Origin of the sequence: Lysobacter sp. M2-1, assembly GCF_022662495.1 — a bacterium.
GTDB lineage: Bacteria > Pseudomonadota > Gammaproteobacteria > Xanthomonadales > Xanthomonadaceae > JAKPBU01.
This window is the reverse complement of sequence record NZ_JAKPBU010000001.1, coordinates 1,857,571-1,872,003: the sequence shown is the minus strand read 5'-3', so window position 1 is coordinate 1,872,003 and position 14,433 is coordinate 1,857,571. Positions and strand designations below refer to the sequence as shown.

11 protein-coding genes are annotated in these 14,433 nt (G+C 68.0%); all 11 read right to left on the bottom strand.

What is annotated here, in order from left to right; translation table 11 throughout:
• Nucleotides 1-96 precede the first annotated feature (96 nt).
• The 11 genes from lpxC to MC375_RS08140 all read right to left on the bottom strand — a co-directional run bounded on the left by lpxC (nucleotide 97) and on the right by MC375_RS08140 (nucleotide 14,417).
• Nucleotides 97-1,008, bottom strand: a complete 912-nt coding sequence (lpxC, locus tag MC375_RS08190) for a UDP-3-O-acyl-N-acetylglucosamine deacetylase (protein ID WP_242102786.1) — start codon at nucleotides 1,006-1,008, stop codon at nucleotides 97-99.
• A 341-nt stretch (nucleotides 1,009-1,349) separates the two neighbouring features.
• Nucleotides 1,350-2,567: a cell division protein FtsZ gene (gene ftsZ / locus MC375_RS08185; protein WP_242102785.1), complete on the bottom strand. Its 1,218-nt coding sequence runs from the start codon at nucleotides 2,565-2,567 to the stop codon at nucleotides 1,350-1,352.
• A 129-nt stretch (nucleotides 2,568-2,696) separates the two neighbouring features.
• Nucleotides 2,697-3,932, bottom strand: a complete 1,236-nt coding sequence (gene ftsA / locus MC375_RS08180; protein ID WP_242102784.1) for a cell division protein FtsA — start codon at nucleotides 3,930-3,932, stop codon at nucleotides 2,697-2,699.
• A complete protein-coding gene (locus tag MC375_RS08175) occupies nucleotides 3,929-4,753 on the bottom strand; it encodes a cell division protein FtsQ/DivIB (RefSeq protein ID WP_242102783.1) in 825 nt (274 codons plus the stop codon). Before MC375_RS08175 ends, ftsA begins: the two co-directional genes overlap by 4 nt.
• A complete protein-coding gene (locus MC375_RS08170; protein ID WP_242102782.1) occupies nucleotides 4,750-5,718 on the bottom strand; it encodes a D-alanine--D-alanine ligase in 969 nt (322 codons plus the stop codon). Before MC375_RS08170 ends, MC375_RS08175 begins: the two co-directional genes overlap by 4 nt.
• On the bottom strand, nucleotides 5,718-7,163 hold the full coding sequence (murC, locus tag MC375_RS08165; protein WP_242102781.1) for a UDP-N-acetylmuramate--L-alanine ligase: 1,446 nt from the start codon (nucleotides 7,161-7,163) through the stop codon (nucleotides 5,718-5,720). The genes MC375_RS08170 and murC overlap by 1 nt, the downstream gene beginning before the upstream one ends.
• The gene (ftsW, locus tag MC375_RS08160; RefSeq protein ID WP_242102780.1) at nucleotides 7,160-8,557 is read right to left on the bottom strand and encodes a putative lipid II flippase FtsW; all 1,398 of its coding nucleotides are present in this window, start codon (nucleotides 8,555-8,557) and stop codon (nucleotides 7,160-7,162) included. The genes murC and ftsW overlap by 4 nt, the downstream gene beginning before the upstream one ends.
• The gene (gene mraY / locus MC375_RS08155) at nucleotides 8,557-9,639 is read right to left on the bottom strand and encodes a phospho-N-acetylmuramoyl-pentapeptide-transferase (protein ID WP_242102779.1); all 1,083 of its coding nucleotides are present in this window, start codon (nucleotides 9,637-9,639) and stop codon (nucleotides 8,557-8,559) included. Before mraY ends, ftsW begins: the two co-directional genes overlap by 1 nt.
• Complete coding sequence (gene murF / locus MC375_RS08150) at nucleotides 9,629-11,020, bottom strand: UDP-N-acetylmuramoyl-tripeptide--D-alanyl-D-alanine ligase (protein WP_242102778.1); 1,392 nt, start codon at nucleotides 11,018-11,020, stop codon at nucleotides 9,629-9,631. Before murF ends, mraY begins: the two co-directional genes overlap by 11 nt.
• The gene (locus MC375_RS08145; RefSeq protein ID WP_242102777.1) at nucleotides 11,017-12,513 is read right to left on the bottom strand and encodes a UDP-N-acetylmuramoyl-L-alanyl-D-glutamate--2,6-diaminopimelate ligase; all 1,497 of its coding nucleotides are present in this window, start codon (nucleotides 12,511-12,513) and stop codon (nucleotides 11,017-11,019) included. Before MC375_RS08145 ends, murF begins: the two co-directional genes overlap by 4 nt.
• Nucleotides 12,510-14,417: a penicillin-binding transpeptidase domain-containing protein gene (locus tag MC375_RS08140; protein ID WP_345779264.1), complete on the bottom strand. Its 1,908-nt coding sequence runs from the start codon at nucleotides 14,415-14,417 to the stop codon at nucleotides 12,510-12,512. The genes MC375_RS08145 and MC375_RS08140 overlap by 4 nt, the downstream gene beginning before the upstream one ends.
• Nucleotides 14,418-14,433 lie beyond the last annotated feature (16 nt).

Below are 14,433 nucleotides of genomic sequence, written 5' to 3'. Positions count from 1 at the left end.
CCGGTCAAGGGTGCGTGAAGGGTTAATAGATCGCTTATATTTCGCTAACGAAATGTTAGAATTTCGTTATTTACACCATCGCCCGGCGGTTTGCGTTCAGGCCGTCTGCAGGCCCGCGGTGTAGGCGACAGGCACGGGCGCGCCTTGCGGGAAGGTCACCTCTTCCCAGGCCTCGGCGCTGGCCAGCAAGGCGCGGACCAGCTTGTTGTTGAGGGCATGGCCGGACTTGAAGCCCTCGAAGGCGCCGATGATCGGGTGGCCGGCCAGGTACAGATCGCCGACCGCGTCCAGGATCTTGTGGCGCACGAATTCGTCCGCGTAGCGCAGCCCGTCCTCGTTCAGCACGCGGAACTCGTCGAGCACGATCGCATTGTCCATCGAGCCGCCCAGGCCGAGGTTTCGCTCGCGCATGAACTCCAGGTCGCGCATGAAGCCGAAGGTGCGTGCGCGGCTGACTTCCTTGACATAGGTGGTGGTGGAGAAGTCGACCTCGGCGCGGGACTGCGCCGCCGGGATCGCCGGATGGTCGAACTGCACGGTGAAGCCGAGCTTGAACCCGTCGTAGGGCTCGAAGCGCGCAACCTTGTCGCCTTCGCGCACCTCGACCGGCTGGCGGATTCGGATGAAACGCTTGGGTGCGGCCTGTTCCTGGATGCCCGCCGACTGCAGCAGGAACACGAACGGGCCGGCCGAGCCGTCCATGATCGGCACTTCAGGCGCCGACAGGTCGACGATGCAATTGTCGATGCCCAGTCCGGCCAGGGCGGACAATAGGTGCTCGACCGTCATCACCTTGCCAGCGCCCTGCGACAGGCCGGTGCACAACATTGTCTCAGTGACCAGATCGGCGCGCGCGGGCAACTCGACCACCGGATCCAGATCCGTGCGGCGGAACACGATGCCGGCGTCGATCCCGGCCGGCCGCAATGTCATGTAGACCTTCTGCCCGCTATGCAGCCCGACGCCGGTGGCGCGGATGGTGTTCTTCAGGGTGCGCTGCTGGGGCATCAGGAGGGGATCGAATCGGGATGCGCGGCGGGGGACTGCGCTTTAACGCAAATCTGACGTTATACGACCGCGAAGATTAGCACGCGGCCAGCTGAACCTGAATGGAAGGGATGGGGCCAGCCTGAGCGACTTCTGTGGGAGCGAGCTTGCTCGCGAACGCCCTTCCCTGAAACCCGGAACAGTCGAGATCAAACGCAATCGCGGCCGAGGCCGCTCCCACAAGGGCCCATGACATCTCGGACGAGGTCGACGAAACGGGCCGGCCTCGCGCGGAGGCCGACCGAAGCTGTGCCCGCGGGGCCGGCGCAGGCCCCGGGGCAAGAGGACGACGGACCAGGTCTTTAGTCCGCCTGCCGACGCAGGAACGCCGGAATATCCAGATAGCTGCTGTCGTTGCCGAAATCGGCCACCGCGGGCGATGCAGACGGCTCACTGCGGCCACCGCGCAGGGCCGAGGCGAAGCCCGGCGCCGGCGCGGCCACCGGCGCGAAGTCGTCGTGGCCGAACTCCGGCTGGCCGGTGGTGGCATTGCGCACCAGCTTGATCGGGGTACGCAGCGCCTCGCGCTCGGGCACCCGGCCCGACTGGCGGGCGGCCGCCCGGTTGAGGCCGGTGGCGACCACGGTGACCCGCACGTCGTCCTGCATGTCCGGGTCGAGCACGGTGCCGATGACAACGGTCGCGTCTTCCGAGGCGAAGTTCTCGATCGTGCGGCCGACCTCGTCGAATTCGGCCATGGTGAAGTCCGGACCGGCGGTGATGTTGACCAGGATGCCGTTGGCACCGGACAGGTTGACGTCGTCGAGCAGCGGATTCTGGATCGCCGCTTCGGCCGCGGCCTGCGCCCGATCATCGCCGCGGGCGTTGCCCGTGCCCATCATCGCCAGGCCCATCTCGCTCATCACGGTGCGCACGTCGGCGAAGTCGACGTTGATCAGGCCCGGGCGCACGATCAGGTCGGCGATGCCCTGGACCGCGCCGAGCAGCACATCGTTGGCGGCGCGGAAGGCCTGGATCATGGTCGCGTTCCTGCCGAGTACCGTAATCAGCTTCTCGTTGGGAATCGTGATCAGCGAATCGCAGTGCTGCGACAGGTCCTCGATGCCCTTGAGCGCCACCTGCATGCGGCGGCGGCCCTCGAACGGGAACGGCTTGGTCACCACCGCCACGGTCAGGATGCCCATCTCCTTGGCCAGCTGCGCCACCACCGGCGCCGCACCCGTGCCGGTGCCGCCACCCATGCCGGCGGTGATGAAGACCATGTCCGAGCCGTCCAGGGCTTCCATGATGCGCTCGCGGTCCTCGAGCGCGGCCTGGCGGCCGACCTCGGGGTTCGCACCCGCGCCCAGTCCCTTGGTGACGTTGGTGCCCAGTTGCAGCTGCAGCTTCGCGCCGCAGTTCTTGATCGCCTGTGCGTCGGTGTTGGCGGTGATGAATTCAACGCCGTCGACGCTGTTGTTGACCATGTGGGCGACCGCGTTGCCACCGCCGCCGCCTACGCCAATGACTTTGATGGTGGCGTTGGGAGCCATCTTCTCTACCAGTTCGAAATGCGCCATGACCGTGTCCTCTTGATTTAGTTATGTGTAGCTGTGTTCGTGGTTCGGATAGCCAAGTACTTCATCGTCGTCGCCCTGCCCGCCTGCATGGCCGCCGCATCTGCGTGCTGCCGCGACCGTTCCTGCACATCAGAATTCACCCCGGTACCAGTCCTTCAACTTGTTGAAGAAACTGCCTGCGCGACCGGTCGGGATCATCGGCCGGCGCGGATGTTCGATCTGGCTGCCCATCAGCAGCAGGCCGACGCCGGTGGCATGCACCGGATTGCCGACCACTTCGCCCAGGCCGGTAACGTGCTGCGGGATGCCCACGCGCACCGGCATCTGCAGCATTTCCTCGGCCAGCTCGATCACGCCTTCCATCTTCGAGGCGCCGCCGGTGAGCACCATGCCGGCGCGCACTAGTTCCTCGAATCCGCTGCGGCGCAGTTCGGCCTGCACCATCTCGAAGATTTCCTCGTACCGTCCCTGCACCGCCTGCGCCAGCGCGTGGCGCGGCAGGCGACGCGGCGGACGGTCGCCCACGCTCGGCACCTGGATGCTTTCCTCGGCCGTGGCCAGTTGCGCCAGGGCGCAGGCGTAGCGCACCTTGATCTGCTCGGCCTCGGGCGTGGGCGTGCGCAGCATGTGCGCGATGTCGTTGGTGACGTGGTCGCCGGCGATCGGCAGCGACGCGGTGTGGCAGATCGCGCCCTGCACGAACACGGCGAGATCCGTGGTGCCCGCGCCGATGTCGACCAGCACCACGCCAAGCTCGCGCTCGTCGCCGGTCAGCACTGCGGTGGCCGAGGCCAGCGGCGCCAGGATCAGGTCGTCCACCTGCAGCCCGCAGCGCTGCACGCACTTGCTGATGTTGGCCGCGGCCGACTGCGCGCATACGACCAGGTGCGCATGCACCTCCAGGCGCACGCCGGTCATGCCGACCGGGTTGCGGATGCCTTCCTGCGAATCGTCGAGCACGTATTCGCGCGGGATCGCGTGCAGGATCTTCTGGTCGGCGGGGATCGCGACCGCCTTGGCCGCGTCGAGCACCCGGTCGAGATCAGCGTAGGTCACCTCGCCATCGCGGATCGGCACGATCCCCGGCGAGTTCTTGCACTGCACGTGGTTGCCGGAGATCGACGCGTACACGCTGCGGATCTCGCAGCCGGCCATCAGCTCGGCTTCCTCGACCGCGCGCTGGATGGATTGCACCGTGGATTCGATATCGACGACGACGCCGCGCTTGAGCCCGCGCGATTCGTGGGTGCCGATCCCGATCACCTCGATCGGGTTGCCGGGCGAGTATTCGCCCACCAGCGCAACCACCTTCGACGTGCCGATGTCGAGGCCCACGATCAACGTCTTGTCGCCTTTGCGATTCATGATCTTTCCTGCTGCAGAACCTGCATCGTTTTCCGGTGGGTCATGGCGGGCGTGCCGGTCTGGTCATCGATGGCCGGGCGCTCGCCGGCCGCAGCAGACGACTCGACGGCGTCCGCTTGCTCGCGGCTGCCCGCCCAGACCAACGCGAAACCATTCGTGTAGCGCAGGTCGGCGCGCTGCAGCGGCTGCCGCTTCTGCGCCAGAAGTTGCGGCAGCAGGCGCGCGAAGCGCTGCAGGCGCAGGCGCGCCTCGCTGCTGCCCACCACGACCTGGCTGCCGTCCGACAGCGCCAGCGACCAGCTGCCGCGCGCGTCGAGCGTGAGCGTTTCGACCTTCAAATTGTTGGGCGCGAACAGCGCGCGCGATTCGTTGTAGAGCGCGACCACGTCGGCAACGCGCGCGTCGGGGCCCTGGAGCTGCGGCAAGCCCTTGGGCGGCACCAGGTTGCCGCGCGGGAAGATGCGTCCATGCTCGGAGAGCAGACGATCCTTGCCCCAGAGCGCGAATGGGCGGTGTTCGGCGATCCGCACTTCCAGCACGTCCGGCCAGCGCTTGTGCACTTCGGCGCGCTCGACCCAGGGCAGCTGCGCGACCGCCGCCTGGGCATCGTCCAGGCGTACGGCGAAGAACCCCTGGCGCGCGAATGGAAGCACAGCGGCGCGCACGCGCTGCGCATCGACCCGCTTGAGCTCGCCCTGCAGGCGCAGCGTGCGCAGCGGCCAGCGGTCGGCACCGATCCAGCCGTTGACCACGGCCACGACCGGCAGCGCCACCAGCGCCAGCGCCAGCGTCCACGCCAGGATGCGCAGCAGCGCGCTCACGGCCGCGGCTCCAGGGTCTGTTCCAGGATCCGCCAGCACAGCTCGTCGAATTCCACGCCGAGCTGGCGCGCGCCCTTGGGCACCAGCGAATGGCTGGTCATGCCGGGCGCGGTGTTCACTTCCATCAGCGCGAAGCGGCCGTCGGCGTGGCGCATCACGTCCACGCGCCCCCATCCGCTGCATCCGGCGGCACGGAATGCGGCCAGCGACAGGCGCCGGATCTCTTCTTCTGCATCGCCTTCCAGGCCGGGACAGAGGTATTGCGTGTCGTCGGAGACGTACTTGGCGTGGTAGTCGTACCAGTCGCCGGCCGGCACGATGCGGATCGAAGGCAGCGCCACGTCGCCGAGGATGCCGACCGTGTATTCGCCGCCGGCGACCAGCTGCTCGGCCAACAGTTCGCCGTCGTATCCGCGCGCGAATTCGATCGCAGGCGCCAGTTCGGCGTCGCTGGTGACGCGGAATACGCCGACGCTGGAACCCTCCGCCGATGGCTTGATGAACACGGGCAGGCCCAGTTCGCGCACGGCTGCCGCAATATCCGCACCCGGCGGCAGACGCACGAAGCGCGCGGTCGGCAGCCCTTCTGCCAGCCACACCTGCTTGGTGCGGATCTTGTCCATGGTCAGGGCCGAACCGAGCACACCAGGCCCGGTGTACGGCACCCGCAAGGCTTCGAGCAGGCCCTGCAGCACGCCGTTCTCGCCCACACCGCCGTGCAGGATGTTGAACACCCGGTCGAAATGCCGGCTTCTATCGGAGTGGTCCTGCAGTTCGCGGATCAGGTTGGGCACGCCGTCGACGCTGTCGGCCTTGACCCCGCGCGCGCGCAGGGCTTCGAGCACGTTGCGGCCCGAATCGAGCGACACCTCGCGCTCGGAACTGTCGCCGCCCATCAATACGGCAACGCGCCCGAACACGGCGGCATCGTCCACGCGCAACGGCGGCAGCTGCGGGGCGGACATCATCGATCGCCTCCCAGGCCCTGCGCCGCGATCTGCTGCGCGGCATGGCCGATATCGCCCGCGCCCATCATCAGCAACAGGTCGCCATCGGCGAGGATGTCGGGCAGCACGTCGGCGAGCTCGCCGGCCGATGCCACCACGACCGGATCGATGCGCCCGCGCGCGCGGATCGCGCGCGCCAGCGATTTCGCGTCGGCACCGGCGATCGGCGCTTCGCCCGCCGGATACACCTCGGTCAGGACCACGGTGTCGGCCTGGGAGAGTACGCTGGCGAAGTCGTCGAACAGGTCGCGGGTGCGGGTATAGCGGTGCGGCTGGAACGCCACCACCAGCCGTCGCTCCGGCCAGCCGCCGCGCGCCGCCTCGAACACCGCGGCCAGTTCGCGAGGATGGTGGCCGTAGTCGTCGACCAGCACGACCTGGCCACCGCCGCGCAGCGGCAGGGTCGCCAGCTCGTTGAAGCGGCGTCCCACGCCGGCGAAGGTCTGCAGCGCGCGCGCGATGGCATCGGCCGCCACGCCCAGCTGCCAGCCGACCGCAGCGGCAGCCAGCGCGTTCTGCACGTTGTGGCGGCCGGGCATGGCCAGCGACACCTGCGTGCACGACCCATCCGGCAGGCACAGGTCGAAGTTCATCCGCCCGCCCGCCTGCAGCAGGCGCTCGGCGCGCACGTCGGCGTGTTCGTCGAGGCCGTAGGTCATCACGTGGCGCGGCATGTCGGCGGCGAGCTTCGCCACTTCCGGATCGTCGATGCACAGGATCGCCAGGCCATAGAACGGCAGCCTGTGCAGGAACTCGGAGAACGCGGCCTGGACCCTTGCGAAATCGCCGCCATAGTTCTCGAGGTGATCGGCGTCGATGTTGGTGACCACCGCGATCAGCGGATCCAGGCGCAGGAAGCTGCCGTCGCTCTCGTCGGCTTCGGCCACCAGCCACTGCCCACTGCCCAGGCGCGCGTTGGCGCCGGCGGCCAGCAGCTGCCCGCCGATGACGAAGGTCGGATCCAGCCCGCCCTCGGCCAGCACGCTGGCGGTAAGCGAGGTGGTGGTGGTCTTGCCGTGTGTGCCGGCCACCGCGATGCCGCGACGGAAGCGCATCAGTTCGGCCAGCATCTCGGCGCGCGGCACGATCGGGATCCGCTGCGCGCGCGCTTCGAGCAACTCCGGGTTGTCCGGCTTGATCGCACTCGACACCACGATGCAATCCGCGCCGAGCACGTTGGCCGCCGTATGGCCCTTGTGGATCGTCGCGCCGAGCTTGGCCAGGCGCTGGGTGGTGGCGCTGTCGGCCTGGTCGGAACCGGACACTTCGTAGCCAAGGGTGCACAGCACTTCGGCGATGCCGCTCATGCCCGCGCCGCCGATGCCGACGAAATGCACGCGTCGGTGCGCCTGTGCCAGGTCACCGGTGGTCTGCAGCCGGCGTTCGTGCAGGCGGGCCATCATGTCGTCTTCCTCAGGCCGAGCACGTTGTTGCCGGGCACGCTTCTGCCGGGTCCGCTTTTACCAAGCCCGCTCTTGCCGAGCCCGGGCTCGACACGCTGGCGCAGACGGCTGGTGCCGCGCTCGGCCGCCACGTCGGCCGGGATCGGCTGGCTCATCGCCGGCGAACCCGTGGACGGTTGTGCCGCTTCGCCGCGCAGGCGTGCGACCTGACGCTCGGCGCGATCGAGCTCGTACGAGACCCGCAACAGCACGCCAATCGCGGCGCAGGTCATCAGCACACTGGAACCGCCCGAGGAAATCAGCGGCAGGGTCAGTCCCTTGGTCGGGAGCAGACCGAGATTCACCCCGATCGATACCAGGCTCTGCAGGGCGATCCACAGCGCGATCCCGAACGCGCAGTAGCCGGCGAAATGACGCCGCATCTCCACGCACTTCAGGCCCACCCAGAACGCCCGGCCGACGAGCAGCGCATACAGGCCGATCACCAGGCAGACCCCAGCGAAGCCGAGCTCCTCGGCGATCACCGCCATGATGAAGTCGGTATGCGCCTCGGGCAGGTAAGCCAGCTTCTGCACCGAGCCGCCCAGGCCGACGCCGAACCACTCGCCGCGTCCGACCGCCATCAGCGCATTGGTCAGCTGGTAGCCGCTGCCGAACGGATCCGCCCATGGGTCCACGAACGAGGTGAAGCGGCGCATGCGATACGGCTCGGCGATCGCGATCATGGCCAGCACCGGCAGACCGACCAGGACCGGGCCGAACATGCGCGGCATGTTCACGCCGCCCAGCACCAGCATGCCGGCGGTGATCGCCAGCAGCAGCGAGGACGAACCGAAATCCGGCTGCATCAGGATCAAGGCGACCAGCGCCACCGATACGCCGAGCGGCTTGAGCATGGCCGGCCAGGTCGCATTGACCTGGTCGCGGAAACGCACCAGGTAGCTGGCAAGCCAGAGGATGAAAAGCAGCTTGACCGCCTCCACCGCCTGGAACTTCACCACCACCAGCTGCAGCCAGCGCCTGGCACCGTTGACGCTGCTGCCGATGCCCGGCACGAACACCAGCAGCAGCAGCACGAAACACAGCAGCAGCATCAGCTGGCTGTTCTGGTCCAGGGTCTTGAGTTCGACCCGCATCGCCACGAACGCCAGGCCCATGCCGCAAGCCAGGAACAGCAGGTGGCGGACCAGGAAATAGAACGGGCCGACCTCGTGGTTCTCGCCAATGGCGATCGAACTCGAGGCGACCATCACCACGCCCAGCCCCGCGAGCGCGAAGAACGAGATCAGCAGCCACGGGTCGAAGCGGCCCTGGATCGCATCGAGCCGGGTCGCCTGGCGGACGGTTTCGCCGCTGCCGGGTTCGTAACGCATCTGGTCGAAGGGCCGGGTCATCAGCGCACCTTCAACGTGGCCAGCCCGACCAGCACCAGGATCACCGAGATGATCCAGAAGCGCACGATCACGCGGGGCTCTGGCCAGCCCTTGAGTTCGAAGTGATGGTGGATCGGCGCCATCCGGAACACGCGCTTTCCGGTGAGCTTGAACGAGGCGACCTGGATCATCACCGAGAGCGTCTCGATGACGAAGATCCCGCCCATGATCACCAGCACCAGTTCCTGGCGCACGATCACCGCGACCGTACCGAGCACCGCGCCCAGTGCCAGCGCGCCGATGTCGCCCATGAACACCATCGCCGGGTAGGTGTTGAACCAGAGGAAGCCCAGGCCCGCACCGGCGATCGCAGCGCAGATGATCACCAGCTCGCCCGCACCTGGCACCGCCGGGATCTGCAGGTATTTGGAGAACTCGGCATGGCCCGAGGCGTAGGCGAAGATGCCCAGCGCGCACGCGACCAGCACCGAAGGCATGATCGCCAGGCCATCCAGGCCATCGGTCAAATTGACTGCGTTGGAGAACCCGACGATCCAGAAATAGGCGATGGCGACGAAGCCGATCCCCGCCAGCGGCAGCGCCACCGACTTGAACAATGGCAGGTAGAAGGTGGTGGCGGCCGGCACATCGGCGTAGGCATACAGGTAGTAGCCGGCCGCCAGGCCCAGGATCGACTGGCACAGATACTTCCAGCGCGACTTCATTCCGTTGGGATCGCGCTTGACGATCTTCAGCCAATCGTCGTACCAGCCGATCGCGCCGAAGCCGATCATCACCACCAGGACCACCCACACGTACTTGTTGCGGAGGTCGCCCCATAGCAGCACCGAAGCCAGTACCGTCAGCAGGATCAGCGCGCCACCCATGGTCGGCGTACCGGCCTTGGTGAAGTGGGTCTGGGGACCGTCGCTGCGGATCGGCTGGCCCTTGAACTCGGCCAGCTTGCGGATCATCGCCGGGCCCCACCACAGCGACAGCGCAAGCGCGGTCAGCGCCGCAAGAATGCCGCGGAAGGTCAGGTAGCCGAACAGGCCGAACAGGCCTTCGAGCTGCTGCAGCCAGCGGGTCAGTTCAAGCAGCATGCGCGCCCTCCTGTTCCAGCAACTGCCGGACAACGCGATCCATCGCACTGCCGCGCGATCCCTTCACCAGGATCGTGGGAGCCGTAGTCCCCGCGGCGAGGTCGCGCTGCAACGCTTCGGCCAGTGCCGCATGCGAATCAAAGGTGCGTGCGCCTTCGCCGAAGGCCTGCGCGGCATGCGCGCTCAGCTCGCCCAGCGCGTACATCCGCGCGATGCCCGCGGCCTTTGCGCGGCGACCGGCCTCGGCATGCAATGCCTGGGCATCGGCGCCGAGTTCGCGCATATCGCCCAGCACCAGCCAGGCATCGCCCTGCCCTTCGGCCTGCGCGCTTGTCGAGAGCAGGTCGATGGCGGCATTGAGCGAGCCAGGATTGGCGTTGTAGCTGTCGTCGATCAGGGTCGCGCCGTTGCCCAGCACGTGCCGGACCAGGCGGCCGGCGACCGGACGCGCGGCCTCGAGGCCAGTCACCACCGCATCGAAGGACGCACCGGCTCCCAGCGCCAACGCAGCGGCTGCCAGCGCGTTGCGCACGTTGTGACGGCCAGGCAGCGCCAATGTCACCTCCGCCTCGCCTTCGGGTGCGATCAGGACAAAACGCATGCCGCCGGCATCGCCGCGGATGTCGCGTGCGCGGATGTCCGCGGAAGCCTCGATGCCGAAGCGGATCAGCCGCCGCCCGTGCGCGCGCTCGGCGAAATACGGAGCGAACGCGTCGTCGGCGTTGATCACCGCCACGCCATCGGCGGGCAATGCGTCGTAGATCGCGGCCTTGGTGTCGGCCACGCCGAGCAGGCTGCCCATGCGCTCCAGGTGCGCGGGCGCGATGTTGTTCACCAGCGACACGTCCGGGCGCACCACCGTGGTCAGGTAGGCGATGTCGCCCGGCTTGCCGGCGCCCATCTCGTAGATGGCGAAGTCGGCGTCGTCCGGCGCATCGATCACGGCCAGCGGCAACCCGATCTCGTTGTTGCGGTTGCCGGGATTGGCATAGGCCCGCCCAGCACTCTGCAGGGTCGACAGCAGCATAGTCTTGACGCTGGTCTTGCCATTGCTGCCGGTGATCGCGACGACCTTGCCGGAGCGTCCGGACTGCAGCGCCGCGGCGATGGCGGCCAGCGCGCGTTCGGTGTCGGCGACGCTAACCTGCGGAATCTCCGACACGACGGCATGCGAAACCAGCGCGGCGCGCGCGCCGTGCAGCGCTGCGTCGGCGACATGATCATGGCCGTCGAAGCGCTCACCCTTCAGCGCCACGAACAGCGCGCGGCCACCCTCGGGCATGGCGCGGGTATCGCTGGCGATGGCATCGACCATGACGTCTTCGCCGTTCAGGTGGCCGCCGGCCATGCGCGCGATCTCGGACAGGCGCAGCGGCTTCATGAGCCACCTGCCCGGCGCGCCAACGCATCGCGCGCCACTTCGGTGTCGTCGAAGGCGTGCTTCACGCCGGCGACTTCCTGGTAGGTTTCGTGACCCTTGCCCGCGATCAGCACGATGTCGTCGGGTCCGGCATCGCCGATGGCGCGGGCGATCGCGCGCCGGCGATCGCGTTCGACGATCGCATCCTGCGGGCGGGCGAAGCCGGCCACGATCTCGGCCACGATCGCATCGCCGTTTTCGCCGCGGGGATTGTCGTCGGTGACGATCACCACGTCGGCCAGGTCTTCGGCGATGCGCGCCATCTGCGGCCGCTTGCCACGGTCGCGTTCGCCGCCGCAGCCGAACACGCAGACGAGCTGTCCGTGCAGGTGGCCGCGCAGCGATTCGAGCGCCTGCTGCAAGGGGTCGGGCTTGTGCGAGTAATCCACCACCACCAGCGGCTGGCCGTCGCTGCCCCCGATCCGGTTCATGCGCCCGGGAATTGGTTCGAGCTGCGGCAGCACGCTGGCGATGGCCGCATCATCAAAGCCCAGCGCATGCAGCACGCCGGCGACCGCCAGCAGGTTGCCGATGTTGAACCGTCCCAGCAGCGGCGAACGGATTGCATGTCGCGAATCGCCCAGGACCATGTCGAAGGCGATGCCGGCCGCATCCAGCGCCACGTTCTCAGCGCGCACCATGGCCTGTGCATGGCCTTGCGCGCTGGTGCCGATGCCGCGCAACGTCGGCGGCAGTTCCGCCAGCAGCGTCACGCCGAACTCGTCGTCCAGATTCACCACCGCCGCATGCAGGCCCGGCCGGGCGAACAGCCGGGCTTTTGCCGCGCCATAGCTGGCCATGTCGCCGTGGTAGTCGAGGTGATCGCGGGTGAGATTGGTGAACACCGCCACGTCGTAATGCACCGCATCCACCCGCCCCTGGTCGAGGGCATGCGAGCTGACCTCCATCGCGACCGCTTCGGCACCGGCGTCGCGCAGCTCGGCCAGCAGCGCGTGCGTCTGCAGCACCAGCGGTGTGGTGAAGCCCGTGGCGCGCGCCTGGCCGTACAGCCCGGCGCCGAGCGTGCCGACGGTGCCGCTACGGCGACCGAGCAGCTGCAACGCCTGCGCGATGAGCTGCACCGTGGATGTCTTGCCGCTGGTGCCGGTGACGCCCACCATGGTCATCGCATGCGACGGCCGGCCATGGAAGCGATCGGCCATTTCGCCCATGCGCGCGCGCAGTCCGGGAACCGCGATCGCATCCTCGGGCGGCGCAAGTTCCGCGGGCGCCGGCGGCTCGAACAGGATCGCGCTCGCGCCGCTCGCCTTCGCCTGCGCGACGAAGCCCAGGCCATGCACGCTCAGCGGGCTGTTCACGTACGGGCCGATCGCGACGAAGGCATCGCCTGCACGCACCATGCGGCTGTCCTGCACCAGTCCGGTGACCAGCAGGTCGGGGGGCACGGCCGCGACATCCGGCAGCAGTTCGGCCAGCAGCATCGCGCGGTTCATCGCACCGCTCCGCTCTGGTCGGCACTCAGATCGATGGGCCGCGGAGCGCCGTCCTCGGCCATCGGATGCGGTCGGCGTGGCGATTCGGTTGCGCGCGCAGGCACGGTGACGACTGGCGGGGTTGCCCCGGCGCGCTGGTCCGATGGCGGTGCGGGTTGCTTCGCGGCGAGCTTGGCTTCGGCCTTCGCCTGTGCCGCGAGCCAGGTTTCGATGTCGTCGGGCGGCACGTCCATCAGGCGCAGCGCGCCTTCCATGACGTTATGGAACACCGGCCCCGACACCAGTCCGCCGTAGTAGGAACCCTGGCTGGGTTCGTTGATCACCACCGCCATGGCGAAGCGGGGGTTGTCCACCGGCACCACGCCGGCGAAGAACGCCACGTACTTGCGCGAATATCCGCCGTTGCTGGCGATACGCGCGGTGCCGGTCTTGCCGGCGACGTGGTAACCCAGGATCGCGGCCTGGGTGGCGGTGCCGCCGGGTTCGGTGACGGTCTGCATCATCTTCATCACCTCGCCCGCGATCTGCGGGTCGAGGATCTGTTCGGGATCGTTGCGCTCGCCCTTGACGAAGGTCGGCCGCATCGCGCGCCCCTGGTTGGCCAGCGTGGCGTAGGCATGCGCGATCTGCAGCGGCGTGGCCGCAAGGCCGTAGCCGTAGGACATCGTCTGCTTGCTGGTACCGCTCCACTGCCCTGGAGCCGGAAACAGCCCGGAAGCCTCTCCCGGGAACCCGCTGCCCGTGCTGCGCCCGTAGCCGAACTTGCGCAGGAAGTCGTAGAACTGCTGGTTGGACAGCATGTGCGCGATCTTCGCGGCACCGACGTTGGAGCTTTTCCGAATCACGCCGGTGGTGTCGAGCACGCCGTAGTTGTGGGTATCGGTGGTGCGGTAGCGGCCGTTCGGCATCCAGCCCGGGTTGGTGTTGAACAGGGTCTGCGGCGTGATCGCGCCGGCCTCGAGCGCGGCGGCGACGGTCAGCGGTTTCATCGTCGAACCAGGTTCGATCAGGTCGGTCACCGCGCGGTTGCGATGCGCGTCGCGGTTGCCGCCATCGACCTTGTTCGGGTTGAACGACGGCAGGTTGGCCATGGCCAGGACCTCGCCGGTGGCGATGTCCAGCACCACTGCCGATCCGCTGGTGGCGCCGGATTCGAGCAGCTGGTGCTTGAGCTCGCGGTAGGTCAGGAACTGGATGCGCCGATCGATGCTGAGGGTGAGGTCCTTGCCCGGCTGCGCCGCGCGCACCAGGTCCACGTTCTCGACGATGCGCCCGCGGCGGTCGCGGATCACCCGCTTCACGCCGGGCTTGCCGCGCAACCAGTCGTCGAAGGCCAGCTCGACGCCTTCCTGGCCGTAATCGTCGATGTTGGTGAAGCCCAGGATGTGCGCGACCGCCTCGCCCTGCGGATAAAAGCGCCGGTATTCGCGCTGCGAATACACACCGGGAATGTCGTGGGCCATGATCGCGCGCGCCACCGAGGGATTGATGCGGCGCTTGAGCCACATGAATTCCTTGCCCGCGCGCTGCGAGACCTTGCGCTGCAGATAATCCGCCGGCACGCCGAGCGCCTTGGCCAGCACCGGGATGCGCTGCGGGTGCCTGGACAGTTCCTGCGGGTTGGCCCAGACCGATTCCACCGGCGAAGACACCGCCAGCGGCTCGCCGTTGCGGTCGGTGATCATGCCGCGCACGGTCGGGATCTCGATCTCGCGCAGGAAGCGCTCGTCGCCCTGCTTGCGGTAGAAATCGTTGTCGATCAGCTGCAGGTCTACCGCCCGCCCGACCAGCGCCAGCGAGCACAGACCCAGCGCGCCGGTGACCATGAACAGGCGACCGCGCAGGTTGAACTGCGCGCGATGGCGCGGCTTGTTGCCCGGGCGCTGCGCGCGCTTTTCGAACATGCCTTTGTCCGGGGGC